The organism is Arsenophonus sp. aPb, from assembly GCF_029873475.1.
GTDB lineage: Bacteria > Pseudomonadota > Gammaproteobacteria > Enterobacterales > Enterobacteriaceae > Arsenophonus.
Genome location: NZ_CP123499.1, coordinates 3,138,278 through 3,157,060 on the forward strand (window position 1 = coordinate 3,138,278; position 18,783 = coordinate 3,157,060).

The 18,783-nt window shown below is 39.1% G+C and carries 8 protein-coding genes; 4 read left to right on the forward strand and 4 right to left on the reverse strand.

Annotated elements, in window-relative coordinates; genetic code table 11:
- Positions 1-6: 6 nt before the first annotated feature.
- Positions 7-4,656 carry a M66 family metalloprotease gene (locus QE177_RS14140; RefSeq protein WP_280550609.1) on the forward strand — a complete coding sequence of 1,550 codons (4,650 nt, stop codon included), beginning with the start codon at positions 7-9 and terminating at the stop codon, positions 4,654-4,656.
- Between the two features lie 34 nt (positions 4,657-4,690).
- Here the strand turns inward: QE177_RS14140 and emrD are convergent, their stop codons facing one another.
- Positions 4,691-5,863, reverse strand: coding sequence for a multidrug efflux MFS transporter EmrD (emrD, locus tag QE177_RS14145; RefSeq protein WP_280550611.1), 1,173 nt, complete (start codon positions 5,861-5,863; stop codon positions 4,691-4,693).
- A gap of 320 nt (positions 5,864-6,183) precedes the next feature.
- Here emrD and fpr point away from each other — a divergent pair, with 320 nt between their 5' ends.
- Positions 6,184-6,930: a ferredoxin--NADP(+) reductase gene (gene fpr / locus QE177_RS14150; protein ID WP_280550613.1), complete on the forward strand. Its 747-nt coding sequence runs from the start codon at positions 6,184-6,186 to the stop codon at positions 6,928-6,930.
- A 22-nt stretch (positions 6,931-6,952) separates the two neighbouring features.
- Here the strand turns inward: fpr and QE177_RS14155 are convergent, their stop codons facing one another.
- Positions 6,953-7,375 (reverse strand): DUF805 domain-containing protein, encoded by a 423-nt coding sequence (locus QE177_RS14155; RefSeq protein ID WP_280550615.1) that lies wholly within the window; start codon positions 7,373-7,375, stop codon positions 6,953-6,955.
- 52 nt (positions 7,376-7,427) lie between these two features.
- On the opposite strand from QE177_RS14155, the gene QE177_RS14160 reads away from it, so the two are divergent.
- Together QE177_RS14160 and tpiA are read left to right on the forward strand one after the other, a co-directional pair.
- Positions 7,428-8,063 carry a DUF1454 family protein gene (locus tag QE177_RS14160; protein ID WP_280550617.1) on the forward strand — a complete coding sequence of 212 codons (636 nt, stop codon included), beginning with the start codon at positions 7,428-7,430 and terminating at the stop codon, positions 8,061-8,063.
- Between the two features lie 116 nt (positions 8,064-8,179).
- Positions 8,180-8,950, forward strand: a complete 771-nt coding sequence (gene tpiA, locus QE177_RS14165) for a triose-phosphate isomerase (RefSeq protein WP_280550619.1) — start codon at positions 8,180-8,182, stop codon at positions 8,948-8,950.
- Between the two features lie 258 nt (positions 8,951-9,208).
- On the opposite strand, the gene QE177_RS14170 is transcribed toward tpiA, so the two are convergent.
- Positions 9,209-13,993: an inverse autotransporter beta domain-containing protein gene (locus tag QE177_RS14170; protein WP_280550621.1), complete on the reverse strand. Its 4,785-nt coding sequence runs from the start codon at positions 13,991-13,993 to the stop codon at positions 9,209-9,211.
- A gap of 188 nt (positions 13,994-14,181) precedes the next feature.
- Positions 14,182-18,633, reverse strand: coding sequence for an inverse autotransporter beta domain-containing protein (locus QE177_RS14175; protein ID WP_280550623.1), 4,452 nt, complete (start codon positions 18,631-18,633; stop codon positions 14,182-14,184).
- Between the last annotated feature and the right edge of the window lie 150 nt (positions 18,634-18,783).

Sequence of the window (18,783 nt, forward strand, 5' to 3'; positions counted from 1 at the left end):
TAAATTATGAATAACAATCCTTTTATTACTTCAAAAAACCATAGTCAATTACATGTAAATATAAAAAACTTATTATTACAAAAAAAAAATCAATATATAAATTTGTCTGGTAATATTTCACTCAGTCAGACTTCATTTGAAAAATTTAATAACAATCCCACTCAATGTAAAAATATGACTTCCAGTACATTAGAAAGTGAAATATTCACCGCTGGATCACTAACTATAAACACCCAAACTAATTTGGTTTTTATTCAGATCAAATATGGCAATCAATATTATAATGCTAAATATGATGAACAAGGCAATTGGCAATTAAATCTTCCGGTTACAGACGAAACAAATCTACCTATTCCGGTCGAAATAACAGTTTATGGTCAAACAGAAGCTCCCTTATGGCATAAAGAATTCACTTTAACTGCACTGAACTACCAGCAAGATCAGGTTAACAGTCGCAAAAAAAGGGAGTCTCCGTCCTTTTCAGCAAGGGTACCTTTAATATCATCAAATAATTTTACTAACCAAAAGTGGCATTTTGGCCAACAAAAAATGATTTTTGCTTATCAAATGCTCAATTTTACCGATCAAGTGGCCAGACAAGCCAAGGTCTTTTCTATCCGTATGCGAGACAATTTTGGTAATCTAATATTAGATCTTGCCTATATGCCATTAGAAAATATTACTTCAGGTACCACACTTGCTGCTGCTATGGAGAAGCATATCAATCGTCATTTACCTGAAGACATGGGTGTGCAAGTGACTTACCATAATCGCCAGTTGATCATTAGCGATCCACAACAACGAACCATTGAAACGTTAGTATTAGGTAAAACCGCCGCTATCACGCCAATTATTTTATCGGAAAAGCTATTACCCTCTGGCCACGCAAATTATCACCTTTTTTACGATGCTACACAACGCCATCGAATAACCCATTTTTCTTTTACTATAAATGGAACAGAGGAAAATGACTCTCTTTTCTACACCGATATTAACTTAGAACTCCCTCCTGAATTTGATAATCAACAGTTGGCAGAAATATTAAAAAACAAACTCAACAAACTTATGGCGAGTGATGACATCCAGATCCAATGGAACAGTAACGGTCAATATCTGGCAATCAGTGATCGTCAAGGCCGTCAGATAACCAACTTTGTATTACAAACCCATCGTAGCTATGATCAGTTAATAAAGATGGCAGATATTGTCACACCTAATAGCCGTCATACCCAGGCTAAACTTGGCATTATCCGTGGTCAACTGCCACAATCAATGGTTAATGAAGAGTGGTTATGGCAATTACTGGCAGCGCCTCATTTCGGCACAGCACAAATAGATAGCACAACAGGACAATGGGAATATCAGCCAACTGACGATGAGAGTTTTCAGGGATATGATCAATTTCATCTTCAGGCCGTGGGTAAAGAGGGTAATACCAGCCATCCTATTGCTGTCATTTTGCAACACGATCAGGCCCCCATTCCTTTTTTTCCAACCGTAAAAACCTTCACACTAAAAACACCTGATTATCAGGAACCTATCGCTAATCACCAGCCTATCCCTGCTGATTTTAAGCTACATGATGTTTTTATTGCTCAAACCCATGTTCTTCGTCCTCAAGATCCTTATTTGCAGTTGATCCAAAATCGTTGGGCATTAATTAAACTTAATGCCAGTAGCGCGTCTGGCGCACCGGCACCAGATTTTAGCGTTATCGTTCATGGCGCTGACGGTCACGAATTAGGCCGTGTCCTATTAACCGGTGATAAAAAGCTACCCACATCGCTTGATTTACCCAGTCAGGATAATCTTGTTACCTTAAGGGGTCATAATGATCAGGACAGCTATATTGCACCACTCAAAGAAGAATGGATAAAACCAGGAATTTCGATTACTCTGACAGCTAATGGCCAACCCCTTGCTTTACCTCATTACCAAGAAGAAACGTTTGCATTTGAACCTAAAGTTGGGGCTGATCTAAATTTACCTCTGCGTATCATGCGCATAGCACACCATACTGACAATGACTGGACTATTAATGACCAGATTGATCAATGGGGAAATGATATAGTCGCCCGACTACCCATCAAACAATTAACTCTTTATTCCTATCCTAGTGTCCCTTTTGACCAATTTGCCTCTTTTAAGGATGGATTTTATGCCGTTTATACCGGCAATAAAAGCGAGCCAGGCAGTGATCCTCATGCAGGTAATGGCGGATTTAAAGGCGCTATTTCAACCAGCTATAATTTAGCTAATCGTTTACGGCGAGCTAATGTTGGTAATAATGAAATAAGCTATGTTGCTTTCTTCCCCGATCCCTATGGTGGGTTAGGCGGTGGTCAACAAGGTGGTGGTAGTGCGAGCGCTGGTGTTTTCATTCATGAAATAGGCCACGCGTTGGCTCTTCCCCATAGCATAGATGATCCTAACTACCCCTATAAATCAGGTTACCAAGCAAGTTGGGGTTATAATCAAGTCACTCAACAATATTTGCCAAACTTTTCGATTGATAAAAACCATAATCCCTATCCTAATACTGATCCAATGAACACTAGTTTAGGTTCACGATTACCTGGGCAGGTGTTTGCCGCCTTTTCTGATTATAATACTTTGAAAAATTATCAATTTGTCAAACAGCAATATCAATGGTATCCCAATCAGATCAGTGGTGAAGATAGTGAAGATGGTGGTTTTGCCGGGGAAGGTTACTATCAAGTATGGGACGACACTCTTCAGCGATGGGTTACAGTGACACAGGATAATCATATAAGCTATAAAGTCAGTGAAGAAAACGTTGCTTATCAGCATAATCAACCCGTTTATTGGATTACCGGTCATCTGGTACAACAGAATGGAAAAACACTGAAACTGAATACAGAGCCGCATCCACAGAATCAGCTAACGGTTTTTACAACCCAGGGCAACCTGCCTCAGCCCTATCACAATTTTCTGACTAAAAAAGGGCGTCCATTACAGCAAAATTTTCCCTATGCAATTAAAGTGACTTACGCCACAGAGCAAGGATTATTGACTGAGTTACTGCAAATACCGGCAACTTCAGTACAATCGCTAAGCTTACATATTGCCAATAAAGGGGAGCTGGTGCGTTTTGAGATCCTTGAAGCTCCCTCAGGCCAATTAAGTGATCGTGCTGTTTATCGTTATACTAACCCTGAAGCGCTTGCTAATACTCTATTTGATCATCGTAGTGAATTTAGCATTTCACACCCATTGCGTTTAATTAACTACTGGCAAGGTAGAGCAATTAACTGGTCAATCACAGCAGGGGATAAGTTAATTGATGAGAATGATAAAGTAAAAGTGACACAATATCGTCCGGCCAGCGCATTAAAAGCCGAATGGTTTGAAGGAAGAGTACTTAAAAAGCAAATTTTTCCGCTCACACTTCCTCGGGAAGATATTGTTTATTCATCCCTTTTTAATACCCGTCATCAACAGACAAAAACCATTGCAACAGAATCATTAACATTGCCTGAATCTTTTCAACATGGGACTATTAACTGGCATTCCTCTAATCCGGAAGTTATTAATCATCAGGGTCAATTAATTGGTCATGGGGCAACAACCATTACCGCAACCATAACTTATCCATCAGGATTAAACCAAACTTTTAAACATCACTATCAGATTCCAGATCGATCGCAACATGGTGGATTAAATTTAAGTATTTATGATCTCAGTCAGCTAGATTTAGGTAATAAAAGTCTAACGCAACCCCAATTTGATAAACTACTAAATGAAAAAAATTGGTTAGAGAAGGCTCCTCTTTATGCCAAACAGTGGCAAGCAGACTCACCTAAGTATTGGTTGGGAAAAAGAAAATTTGGCCAATTTGATGCCGATTTTAAGTCTAACGTGTTAAATGGCAAACATCTAAAACCCACATTGTGGCTTTTTTCTGGCTTTTTGGCGCCAACTGAAACCAAGCATTATTATTTAAGATTTAAAGCAGATGATATAGGGCGGGTTTATATCCAAGACAAAAATCGAACTCATACACTCGACTACCGAGATTTCCAAAAAATCTATCTAGAAGCTGGCAAACATTATCCCATTTGGCTGTTCTGGAGCACCAATAGTCACACCGTTGGTGATCAATATTGGGATACTATAGAATTAACCTGGCTTCCTGAAGGAGAAAAAAACTACCAGCCAATACCAAAAGAAAATCTCATTGCAATGCCAGTTAATCCATCAGAAAGTTACCCTCGCGATTGGCTACCTAAACCCTTACAGTTAACTACCGATCAAACAGCCACTGTGGCAAAACCAGCTGACACTTTCATCCCAATCCAATTATTCAATCCCAATCATTCCATTTTAGATATTGAAGAGCATATTCTTTATAACGGCGAAAATAGTGAAACAGAGCTGGCAGATATTACCAATTATCAGGAACAGATGACAATCACTGCCTCAATTAAACAACAAGCCTCTGATAACCGAGAAAACAAAGCAGTAAAAACAATGGATACAGCAGAAAAAGATAGATCCATATTAGCTGAATTACTGACAGATCAGCGCTTTTCCCAAAGTAAAGAAGGAACAATTAGCGCTACATTGCTTGAAGAGCGCGTTTCTCACCAACCAAAATCATATTGTCATTGTGTAACAGAAGCCATATTCCACTAATTTTATTATCAAAATACATTTATTGAATGGGTATTTATTTTTTATCCATTTTATATGCCAGAGGCAACCAACATAATAAAATAAGGATAGACATAGCAAACATCATCATCCCCAAACTGAATTGTCCAGTTTGGGGTAAATGTGCCGATAACCAAGCCGCCACACCAGAACCCACATTTTGTAAACCACCAACCAATGCACCGGCGGCCCCCGCTAAATAAGGAAAAGGCTCCATTGCTCCAGTGGTTGCTAATGGAAATAACATACCTGCGCCAAAGAAAAAAAGTCCGGCAGGGATCAGCAATGACCACACATTCATAAATCCAAACCAACCCGGTAACCACATGATAATAGCCGCAGAAACACAGCATAATACTGCTTGCCACATTAACTGATAAAAAGTTCGTCCTTCACGTCCGGCATACCAAGCACCTAAAAATGCCGCAGGAATAGGCAAGATAAATAGAATACTGACGGTAATACTATTTAAACCTAATACGCCTCCCAATAATACGCCGCTACTTGATTCAAATACCACAACACCAGCCAATCCACCAACCAATATTAACAAGTAAGCATCAAAGGTAGGATTTGATAACAACGAATAATAAGCAGAAAGCATATTTCTTTTTTCAGAAGCTGGTGGACACGTTTCAGGCAACCATTTCCACATACTGATCAAGACAAAAGCACCTAACAAAAACAGGAAAATATAAGTTGCATGCCAGCCTAAAAAATAGGCGATCACTCCGCCAATCATAGGTGCCAATAAAGGACTCACTAATATTCCCATATTCAATATGCTATTCGCATAACGCAAGGCTGTTCCAGTATAGAGATCACGCGGCATAGTTCTTGCCATTACGCCAGCAACGCCGACACCTAAGCCTTGCAGCGCACTTGCGATAATCAAGATCTGCAATGAAGGCGAGAAAATTGCTATTATCGTGGCGATCAAATAAATAATTAAGCCGACTAAAATAACAGGGCGACGACCAATGTGATCGGAAATAGGCCCATAAAATAGTTGCGAAAAACCATAAAATAACAGATAAGCGCCCATTACACTTTGTACCGCACCATCAGGTTCAGCAAAATAGGCAGCAATTTCTGCAATAACGGGGACATAAATTGTCTGCGTCATCTGTCCGACGGCAATTAAAACAATAAGCATTAATAGCAAATTGAAGTGTTCTAATTTTCTCATTTTATATAAAAATCAATCGATTAAAAAAGGTTATAATATCTTTGGGGTACAGAAAAACAGTCCCAGCAAATTTATACGTTAATATCAATTAATCTAACAAATTTAAAAAAAAATTCGAGTTAAGCGATTAAATTATTTACCCACCTTGCCGAATCCCATTGACTTATTTTGTAAAGATAACTGTACAATTTTATATCATAATGAAAGAGACATAATTTAATTAAATAGTTAAAACACATTATCGATAATGGTTTTGGCTAAATTTGACATACTATGACCAAACATTAACGCTTTATTTGACACATTGGGAGGCCAGTAGTATGGCAAATTGGGTAACAGGAAAAATTATTAAAAACCACAAATGGACAGACTCATTATTTAGTTTGATCCTCGAAGCGCCAATTAAACCGTTTATAGCTGGACAATTTGCTAAACTTGCCCTGGAAATCAATGGCCAACGTATCCAACGTGCCTATTCCTATGTTAATGCCCCCTTTGATAATCAATTAGAATTCTATCTCGTCACCGTACCAGAAGGAAAACTCAGTCCCCACCTCGAAGCATTAAAACCCGGTGATCCTATCTATATCACTGAAGAGGCGGCAGGTTTTTTTGTATTAGAAGAACTGCCTGATTGTGAAACGCTTTGGATGCTATCGACAGGTACCGCAATCGGACCTTACTTATCTATTTTACAATCAGGCGAAAATTTAGCGCGCTTTAATCAAATGATCTTGGTACATGCGGTACGCTACGCTGAAGATCTGAGTTACTTAGCATTAATGCAAACCCTGGAGAGAAAATATCAGGGAAAATTGAAGATCCAAACCATTGTCAGCCGAGAAAACCAAACTGGTTCATTGACTGGTCGTATTCCAGCGCTAATTGAGAGCAGACAGCTAGAACAGGCAGTAAAGGCAAAAATTGATCCCTTAACTAGCCATGTTATGCTTTGTGGTAATCCACAAATGGTTAAAGATACCCAACAGCTACTAAAAACACAAAGAGGTATGGATAAACACTTACGCCGTAAAGCAGGACAAATCACCAGTGAACAATACTGGTAAGCAAAGGGTAAACAAATATTAATCAGTTGAGATAGTCAACTTGCTCAGTTTTTTTACCATAACGATTTGCTTTATCGAAACCTTTAAAACTACCACAATCTAAAAATAATATGGTAACAATAAATAAAGGTAGAAATCGTCCAATACCCCACTGCCAAAAAGGCGTTAATAAACTAACATCAATAGAAAATAGTAAAAAAGCCAACAATAATAACAACAACCAACCACCAGATTTATCACGATCATGTAGACGTTTGGTAAAAATTGCTGCCAATGGATAGAGCAATAATATGACTAATAACAGGAGAATATAAGGAGAAAATAAGAAAAAGGTTTGCAAACTAAATGTCATCAGCATTAATAAAAACCAAATAACGATACCAAACCAAAATGGTTTTCGACCAATCCGCCCTTTGAATGAGAGTGCCCATTGTTGTAATGTCATTTATTTATCCTAATTAATCCCTTTATGATGAAATTAATACTGCCGAGTAACGATGATGAAAAACTACGATCGCAAATTTGAGTCAACACTAGCATTAGTATTTATTGCATCATTGCCACTATCCCCTGTGCTGGCAAAAAAATTACCTGTTATGCCTGAAACAGAGGTTTTGGTTGCTTATTTATCACCAGATGCTCCCCTATTCAATGAAACTATTCCCATATTTCGTCAAAAATATAATCAAGATAATCCCAGCTATCCAATACATGAATTTAAAGTGATTAAAAGCAAGGATATTAGCTTACCTTATATTCGCGCAGCCAGTCGAATTAATAGCAAAATTTACTCCTCTGCTGTGCTTGAACGGGGAAGTGAAAAAATTAAAAGTCTACAGCTAACCTTACTGCCACCCGAAGATGTAAGGAGCTATAAAATTAATCGACAATTATTCGAACGTTACATTATGGCAATTATTAATCACTTCGAAAAAACCACTTCGATTAACAACCTATCTCAATTAACCGCTGTATTAGATCGTATGTTAGAGCAACATAATCAAGTGCAGAGTGATGAAACCATAGTAGGCGCTATTCGTTATATTTTAGTAAAGAGCAAAGATAATATGATTACTTTCGCTATTGAGCCGGTTAAGCTTTCACTAAATGATGATAACATCACATATGAATGACGAAAAACAAAGTGATTTAGTCATAGCATCTTTATACTATCCGTTTGCAGAAACTGAATAATGATTGATTGTCTTTATCTCATTTATTAATAAATATTTTTTAGTTGGAGGAAAACATGCGGCATCCATTAGTCATGGGTAACTGGAAACTCAATGGCAGTACCAAAATGGTTAAAGAACTGATTGAAAATTTGCGTCATGAATTAAATTGTGTCACTGGCTGTGATGTCGCAATTGCACCACCAGCGCTTTACCTGGCGCAAGCACAACAAGCTTTAGCTGGAAGCAAGATAGCACTTGGCGCACAAGATGTTGATGTCAATTTGTCCGGTGCTTTTACCGGTGATACTTCAGCTGAAATGCTAAAAGATATTGGTGCAAAATATATTATTATTGGCCACTCTGAACGTAGAACTTATCATCAAGAAAGCGATGAGTATATCGCGCGGAAATTTGCCGTATTAAAATCGCAAGGATTAATACCGGTGCTATGTATTGGTGAATCTGAAGAAGAAAACAGCGCCGGCAAAACTGAACAAGTCTGCGCTTGTCAAATCGATGCGGTATTAAATAGCTTAGGTGCTAGCGCATTTGAAAATAGTGTTATTGCTTATGAACCGATTTGGGCGATTGGTACTGGCAAATCAGCTACTCCAGCCCAGGCGCAAGCAGTACATAAATTTATTCGTGACCATATTGCCAAGCAAGATCGCGCCATTGCCGAACAAGTCATTATTCAGTATGGCGGTTCAGTGAATGCCAACAATGCTGCCGAGCTTTTCAGTCAACCTGATATTGATGGCGCATTAGTCGGCGGAGCATCGCTAAAAGCCGATGCATTCGCGGCTATTGTCAACGCTGCTGCCGCAGCAAAAAGCTCCAATTAACATGTTGATATTATTAAAATAATTTAAATTTAACCTGCAATGCAAACCCGGTTCTAACTGTTCATTTATAGAACCGGGTGAGTAATTATCGATAAATCCCATACCCATAAATTTATCTTACCCAATGCCTAATTTGAACTAATAACCAAAAGGTTTATGCAGCAAAATATTTAGCGCATAAACCTTTTTAGGATAACGTAAATTTATCTAATTCTACTAATATTCACTAAATCGGATTCAGGGGTTAATTTGCTTCCTCTAAAGATCGCTAATACAGGTAAAGAATAACTCTTCACTTTCAGCATTAGTACCGATAAAACCACTCACCATGCCGACACTGTCAACACTACTACCCGATTTTGTCGATGTCCAATACATGTGATTATTCCAACCATAAAAACTGGTATTGCCCCATTCACTCCATAATGATCCAATTCCATATTTAAATCTGCCAATACTAATCTGTTTAACTGTTGGCAACCTCGTGTTCCCTGTTTGTCTACTGCACCAGTTAGTTGCCCTATTCCAATTCATTTGCTCACCACTATATACATACCATTTTTGCAGCGTAAATTTATATTCAACAGGATCACCACCGGTATTATGAACCGCCGTTATTATCACCGATTTTTTATTACTAGCTGGTCTATTTTCAAAAACAATCTCTCCGTTGTGGACTGATACCCAATCTTCACTACTGCGCCACTGAAATTCTGAAGCAGGAACGCCATTAGTATTGATGATAAATTTAGCACCACTAAAACCTGTTGTTGGGAATCCATCATCTATCTTGAAATTATGTCCATTGACTCGGAGGTTACTAAAAGAAACCTTGATAAAATTGACTGTGTGATCCGCAGCCTGTTTTGCCGTACTACCATAGTGCGCGCTGACAGTGATATCATCCACCACGGTTTTAGTACTTTTCAGTTTAATAGTTGCTTGCCCAGTAGCATCAGTTTTACTCCGTTCCGGTAAGATGACTGCATTATTATTTTTGTCCTGTTGCCAATTAACTTCTAAATTCGGCACTTTAACCGGGTTATTATGTTGATCAATTAACTTGGCTTTAAAAGTAAAATCATTGTTGCCATCAGCGACTTTACGAACGATTGAATCGACTAATATCACACTACCCACTTTAGCCGTAGCGATATCGGCAATAAAGTTAATGGCCTTGTTTGCTTCCACTTTAGGCGCGGTACCATACTGGCCGCTGACAACCACATTATCTACCGCTTTAGTGGTACTTGTCAGTTTTATAGTCGCAAACCCGTCTTTATCTGTTTGACTTGATGGTGCCGATAAATGAGCATCTTCAGCTTTATCATCATCCAGCAACCAGCTGATATCTAGTTCCGCTACCTTGATAGGATTATCATATTGATCAACTAGTTGTGCCTTAAAGGTAAAACTATTTAAGCCATCGGCGACTTTATTAGTTTCCGTACCATCCAATGTGACCTCTTTTATCTTAGCGGTGTTAATATCAGCAATAAAATTCACTGCTTCAGATTTTTCCTCACCACTCGATCCATATTGCGCATAGATCACCACGTTATCCACGGCTTTTTGGCTACTTTGCAGAATAACCGTAGCACGGCCATCTTTATCCGTCTTACTGGTTGCCGGTAAGTTGACACTAGCCCCACTATCTTGTCGCCATTTGATAACTAACCCTTTTTGTTTAACCGGATTATTATTCTGGTCAACTAACTGAGTGCTAAATTCAAAGCCGCTCTTACCATCGGCGATCTTCTTATTGTCAGCATCATTTAATATGATCTTGCCCACTCTGGCAGTCTTAACATCGCCAATAAAATTCACATTCTTATCGGCTCGTTTCTGTGGAGGTACCCTATATTTTGCATAAACAATAATATCATCGACCGCAATCTTCTTACTATTATTTAAGGTAACCTCAGCAATTCCTTTATCATTGGTTAGGGTTGATTCATCGGATAAGGCAATTTGTTGCTCTTTATTGTGTGACCATTCCACTTTCAGGCCCGCTTTATTGATAGGATGGCCATATTTATCAACTAATTGAGCATTAAAGGTAAAGCTATTATTGCCATCAGCGACTTTGCTAACTTCACTACCAACTAATTTGACATCACCCACTTGAGCGGTATTAGTATCAGCATAAAACTCAACTTCCTGCGCATTGACTGCGGCAGAAGTGCCATACCTTGCATTGACAATAATATTATTCACCGCGGTGGTGGTACTGAGTAATGTGATGGTCGCACGACCATTTTCATCTGTTGGACTGGTTGGTGCCGACAATTTTACTTCGTCGTTCTTATTGTGCGCCCAGTTCACTGTTCTTTGTCTAACTGGATTATCATTGCCGTCTAATACCAATGCAGTAAATGTGAATTTGTTATAACCATTGGCTAATTTATTGTTGGTTTTATCATTAAGGGTCACGCTCTTCACTTTGATTGAATTTTCATCAGCAACAAAAGCCACTTCACGATCGGCATCGACTCTTTTGGTTGAACCAAATCTTGCACTAACGACGACGCCCTCTATTGCGGCTGTCGTACTATACAATGCAATAGAAGCTCGCCCGTTTTCATCGGTTTGACTTTTTGTCGCTAATTTGACTTCATTACCTTTATTATGTGACCAACTAACCTCTAAACCTTTTTGCTTGATTGGATTACCGTTACCATCAACTAATTGGGCGCTAAAGGTAAAGAAGCTATTACTATCGGCTATTTTTTGGTTTACACTATCTTCTAAGGTAACACTATCGACCTTAGCGGTAGCCAAAATATAAATAAAGTTTACCGCTTTATTGGCTGCGACTTTGTTAGCGGGGTTATTATAATTGGCACTAACCCTAACATTATCCACTACAACATTACTGGTCAAAGTAATCTTTGCACGTCCATTGTCATCGGTTTGGCTCTGCTCTGCCGATAGGATAGCCGTGTTACCTTTATCATGTGACCAATTAACATTAACATTAGGTACTGGATTATTAAATTGATCGGTCACTAATGCCTCGAAAGTAAATCGACTTATGCCATCAGCCGCTTTATTCGTCTCATCACCACTTAATGTGACACTTGCTACTTTAGCCGTAGCGATATCAGGTGCAAAACTAACTGGAATGGCATTGCTATTACCATTTTTCATTGCCGCGGTTAATGTACCGGTGCCAACGACCTTACTGGTAATTTTAACCTTCGCCTTACCATCGCTATCAGTTATCACCGTCAGGTTATTAGCACGCTTGCCATCCATATTAAACAGCGATACCTCACTAGACTTGAATCCATCAATGGTAAAAGTAATTGCTCTACCGACCAGTGCTTCATGTTTTTTATTCTGTACTAATGCAGTGGCAACGTAAGCATCGCTATTATTCGCTACCAGGGTATTATTTGGCGTTAATGTTATGGAGCGGATCGTATCTTGTGATGGCGAGACATTAATCACCATAACTGCGGTATTCGATTGATTCCCTTCATTATCAACCGCTACTGCTGAAATACGGTAAGATTGAGCGGCTTTAGACTGTTTTTGGAAAATATAAGCCGGCAAGGTTAAATTAACTGTGGTCGGTGACATAACTTGAATGCTACCGCCTTGAGCAATTAATTCTGGCGCTGTCCAGCTAACTTGCTTTAAGCCATATTTGGCTTTATTAACCGTGACCGTTATCGGTATGGTTTGTGCTGCCTCACCGTTAGTGCTTTCTGGCAAAGAAATAGATAAAAGTTCTTGCTTACGATATTGCATGACAATATTGTAATTACGATCGACAAAATCATAACGGTTACCAGCTAAACTACGCATTAAATCTACATTATCGGGATCAAGCTGTTCCGCCAGCAAGACACCAAACCGATATGCTAACTCCATACCAATGCTACTTTCCTTAGTATCGCCACGGGAAATTTGGCTTTTAAAGGTCAATAATGGGAAAGGAGTATAACTTATGCCAAAGGTGGTAGCAGAAGGATTATCTATCAAGTCACTAGTTGAGAGACCATTATTAAGGCTGATACCATCACCATAATATTTTTCGTATTTTGCATACGCACCTAAATGCGGATAGCTGGGTAAAAATCCTTCCGCACGCAGATCGAACCCATTGGCTGGACGCTCATCATAATCCCGCATCTCATGAAGACGTGATTGATGCCAGTCGGTTAAACGAAAATAGCCATTAATCGCCAGTTTAAGGTAATCGGCCCATAATTCACCACCAACACCGAAACGAGAGTTACTGCCAGTAATATCATAATCATAAAAACTATTAATGCCCCACATCCAGGCATCCTGATACTGGCGATAACCCACACCTAAATTAGTAGTATTTCGATGCTCATTCGCTCTAATACCAATTTGACTAAATAACAAACTATTTGGTTTATCCAGCACCGGTACTAATAAATCCACCTCACCGGTTTTATTGGTGTTAATTTGTACCCGAGCATTACCAAACTGACTCAACCAATCATGGATTTTTTGATTTAACAGGTTTTCACCAATACTGCGTGCATACCCCATATATGCCTTGATGGCATCATCCGTTGACAAGGTCTGGGCTAATTGAGAAATATTTTGCGCCATTTGTTGTTCGCTTGAAACAACCGTTTGTGACTTAGGTTCGCTATCATTGATGCCTAGTGTTGGTAAGGTATTAAAAATAGCATCCTGCTTGTTATTTTTAGCCGTGTGAGAAGGTGCTACTGATTGTTGGGAAGAGAAGTGTGCCTCTAGCATAGATAATGCCGAATCAGAGGATGGACTTGACGCAAATATTTTTACTGCCGCATTATTTTTATTCGATTCTGTCTGCTCTTTATTGACAGCAGGTGCATCCTTGGTCAATGAGCTTTGCATTAGGTTATTCAAGCCATTGATAGTGTCCATCATCGAATTATTTGAGCTACTATTTTGCGCCGCTTTTGCTATTGATGAAGAGGCAACGAAAACCGGCAAAAACAATTGTATAAACAGTAATAGATAGGCGATTATCCGTTTCGTTTTGGTAAAATAACAATTAGCATTACGTTGCATGGATCTCTTCCCTAATAATATATAAATCCTACTACCAATAAATCAAAAAATTATCCCGCCCAAAAAGCCATTTATTGGAATGATTTCTGTTTCGCTAACAAGTTATAGAATGCAATTAAACAAACTTATCATTACACTTTATCTTCCCGTCGTATCAAGACGGGAATTTCTCTCATTTTTAAAGGCAGTTAGATACCTTTAATACAAACGACCTCTTGCAGCTGATTGGTATAATTATCACTAGCAAAACCATCATCTAATTTGACTATTTTGTAGCGCTCATTAGTGACTTTGTTGTTAGTCCAATAGTAATCATCTTTGATCTCGTAATGACTGAATTTACCCCATTCACTCCATAGTGAGCCTACTGCACGTTTTCCTACCCCTTGGCTAAGTTGTGCAACGGTTGGCATAGCCCCACCATTATTTGCACACCAGCGTTGAGCTTCATCCCATTTTTTCTCGCCAGAGAAAATAAACCAATTATTTAGACTAAAGGTATATTCAATCGGATCACCACCCGTTTCATGTCTTGCTGTGATGATGACTTTATTACTTGTCCCATTTTCCGTAAACGTTACCAGCCCGTTGTCAACTGAAACCCAACCTTGATTGCTTTGCCACTTAAATTCTGAAGCCGGAGCCCCTTGCGTCTCGATGGTAAATTTAGCACCACGGAAGCCAGTGGTTGGGAATTGAGCGCTGGTTGGGAAATTATGGCCATTAACAATTAAACGGCTAAAAGAGACGGTTATAAAGCTGACCGGTTTATCAGCGGGTTGTAACGCTGAACTCTTGTAATGGGCATTGACAACCACATTCTGTACTTCTTCGCCTATATTTTCTAAAGTGATAGAAGTATGGCCGTTTGCATCAGTTTGACTGATGTTGCCGCCCTTAAAGCGAACTTTGCTATCTTGATTAGTCGACCAGTTAATCGGTAGATTTTTTACCTTGATCGGGTTGCCATTAATATCAACCAATGCCGCAGTAAAAACAAAGTTATTACTAGGATGAGCAACTTTACGGTCTATCTTACCTTCTAACTTGAGATTTCTGACTTCAGCGGTAGCTGTATTAGCAATAAAACTCACTTTATCTTTGGCCGTTTTTTTATCGCCATTGCCAAGTTTGGCGGAAACTTCAATATCATCAATCGCCATGGTGGTGCTTTGCAGTTCAACCGTAGCAATACCATTTTCCTTTGTTTCACTGGTTGGATTTAATTGGGCTTTACCTGGTTTATCATGTGCCCAATAGACTACCAAGCCAGATTTTTTGATTGGATTATCATTTATATCAAACAGCTGAACGGTAAAAATAAATTTTTCTTTACCATCGGCAATTTTGCTAGTCTTCTGCCCAACTAGCTTAACCTCACCTAACTTAGCCGAATCTTTATTAGCGATAAAACTGACGGTTTTATCGGCTGATTGGCTAGCCGTACCGGCATAACTGGCACTAACTTGGACTGCATTCACCGCTTTTGTTGTGCTGTATAGTGTAACAGTTGTGATACCATTTTCGTCGGTTAGGCTGTGGTCAGCTAACTTAACTTGATCGCCTTTATCATGTGTCCAATTAATTGGCAAACCGCTTTTCTTAATGGCGTTATTATTGTTATCAATCAGTTGTGCGGTAAAGGTAAATGAGGTATTACCATCAGCAATTTTAGTGCGTTCTATACCGTTTAACAGCACACTACCAATATGCGCTTGGCTTTCATTTGCAATAAAACTCACTGTCTTATTGGCATTTATTTCATCTAAGCTACCCGAGCTAGCACTAATCTGTACATCATCGACGGCCTTAGTTGTACTTTGCAGTTTAACAGTAGCTATTCCCTGTTCATTGGTTTCGCTAGTATCTCGTAATAATTTAACGTCATCTTTATCACGGAACCAATTAACTATGATCCCAGCTTCTTTTACGGGTTGACCCTTGCTATCAACAAGCTGAGCGGCAAAAGTAAAGCTCTGTTTACCATCTGCCACCTTTACATTGTCAGAATCTTTTAACTGCACAGCTCCGACTGTAACGACACCTTCTTCAGAGATAAAATTGACCTTTTTATCTGCTTCTATCCTTTCTGACGCCGCAAAGTTTGCACTGACCACTATCTGATTGACGGGGGTAGTCGTACTTTTTAGTTCAATACTGGCAATCCCATTGCTATCTGTTGGACTAGTTGTATCTGATAATAGAACCTCTTTAGGATCTTTATCATGTGACCAATTAACCATTAAGCCACTTTTTTTGATTGGATTACCATTAACATCAACCAGTTTGGCGCTAAAAATAAAAGAACTCTTGCCATCAGCAACTTTATCTGTTGCCCGACCATGCAATGAGACCTCACTAACCTTGGCAGAGCGTTCATCAGCGACAAAACTAACCACTCTATCTGCTGTCATCTCAAGCGTGTTAGCATATTTAGCGCTGACTTCCACATTATCGACGGCAATCAAGGTACTACGCAGCGTGATAGTCGCCCGTCCAGTGGCATCTGTTTTACTCTTACCGTTTAATAAAGTGACCTTATCTTGCTGATTAGTTGACCAAGTAACATCAACATTTGGCAGCGGATTATTAAACTGATCAACCACAAATGCTTCATAGCTAAAACTATCGACGCCATTAGCTACCTTACTGTTTTTCTTATCAATCAGGGTAACATTCCTCACTTTGGCGGTAGTGGCATCAGGGATAAATTGGATAGAAACGGCCTTTTTCTTTCCATTTGCCATGGTAGCAATCAATTCTCCCTGACCGGCCAAGTCACTTTTAACTTTTATGTTGATCTTACCCTCGGCATCGGTGGTCTCAGTTAAAGGATTGCCCATTCTTTCGCCATCTTCGCTAAGCATCACAACCCCAGCATTTCCGCCATGATTTTTTATTGCCAGCGTACTGCCGCTTTTGCTAAAACCAGTAACGGAAAATGTCACTTGCTTGTTGGCAAGTGGTGCCCCTTTATCATTTTGTAGTTGCGCTTTTGCTAAATAAGTTTGGCTACCATCTGCGGGTATTGGCGTCGGATTTTCTAAAGTAAAATAAGCAAAACCATCCTTTGATTGAGTAACATTGATCACCATTACGGCAGCTTTAGATTTATTACCCTCATTATCAACACCAACAGCGGATAAGGTATAAGCCTTACTACCTTGGTTATCTTCATCATATGAGGGTAACATTAGGTTAATGGTTGTGGCTGATGTCTCGCTGATCTTGCCACCTTTTGCTAATAATTCCGGTGCACTCCATAAGATTTTATTGAGTCCGTATTTAGCTTTTTGCACCGTTGCTTTTATTGCTATAGTTTGGGCAGCTTCAGCCGTCGCACTGTCTGGCAGAGAAATAGCTAAAAGTTCTTGCTTACGGTACTGCATAACGATATTGTAATTACGATCAACAAAATCATAACGATTGCCCGCTAAACTACGCATTAGATCAACATTATCCGGATTTAACTGAGCAGCCAGTGGTATACCGAACCGATAGGCAAACTCCACACCAATCAGACTATCGTTGGAATCTCCTTGAGAGACTTGAGTTTTCAATGTTAATAAAGGGAAAGGGGTATAACTTAAACCAAAAGTGGTAGCAGAAGGATTATCTTTTAAATCTTTAGCTGTTGGATTATGACTAAGGCTAACGCCATCACCAAAGTATTGTTCATATTTTGCATAAGCCCCTAGATGAGGATAACTAGGTAGGTAACCTTCAGCGCGTAGATCAAATCCATTGGCCGGCCGCTCATCATAATCACGCATCTCATGCAGGAATGACTGATGCCAATCCGTTAAACGGAAGTAACCATTTACCGCCAGTTTCAAATAATAGGCCCACAACTCACCACCCACACCAAAACGGGCATTTCCTCCGCTAATGTCATAATCGTAAAAACTGTTAATGCCCCACATCCAATTTTGCTGATATTGGCGATAACCTAAACCTAAGTTAGTAGTACTCCGTTGTTCATTAGCTCTAATACCAATTTGGCTAAATAATAAACTGTTTGGTTTATCAATTAGCGGTAAGAGTAAATCAGCATCGCCGGTTTTATTTGAACTAATTTGTACGCGAGCTTTGCCATATTGATTTAACCAATCACTAATTTTCTGATTTAATAGGCTTTCGCCGCGATTACGCGCATAATTGATGGCTGTTTCTGTGGCATTATTATTGGCCAGCCCTTGCGCTACTTGAGTTGCACCTTGCACAAATTGTTTTTCTGCTGACTCGACTTGTTTAGTCTGAGACGTCTCTTTAATACCTAATGTTGGTAATGCTAGATGGTGATCGACTGACGGTTTGTTATTGTTATTTGTTGTTGTGACCGACATCATTGATCTATTATCGGGTAAAGTATGAATATTCCAGCTTGATGCCGCCGCCGCTGCTGCTGGAAGCGATGAAGCTGGCTCTGAAGCGGAATTTTTTAAAGCAGAGTTATTATTCATCAACGCATCAATACCATTGATTGTTTCTAGCATCTCATTGCTAGCAACATCATCCTGCGCCGCTTTAGCAATGGATGAAAAAGTGACAAAAATAGGTAACAGCAATTGTATAAATAACAATATATATGCAGTTAGCCGTTTTGTTTTCGAATAGTAACGATTAGCAATGCATTGCATAAATAATTTCCCTATCTAAAAAATATAAAAATCCTGCTACTATTTTTTGCATAAAATAAAAAAAATATTAATTTCAAGCTATTATTGAAATTAATAAAGACATTGATAGGCAGCTATTTTTACTCCCATATTCAATAAATTTTTATTAGG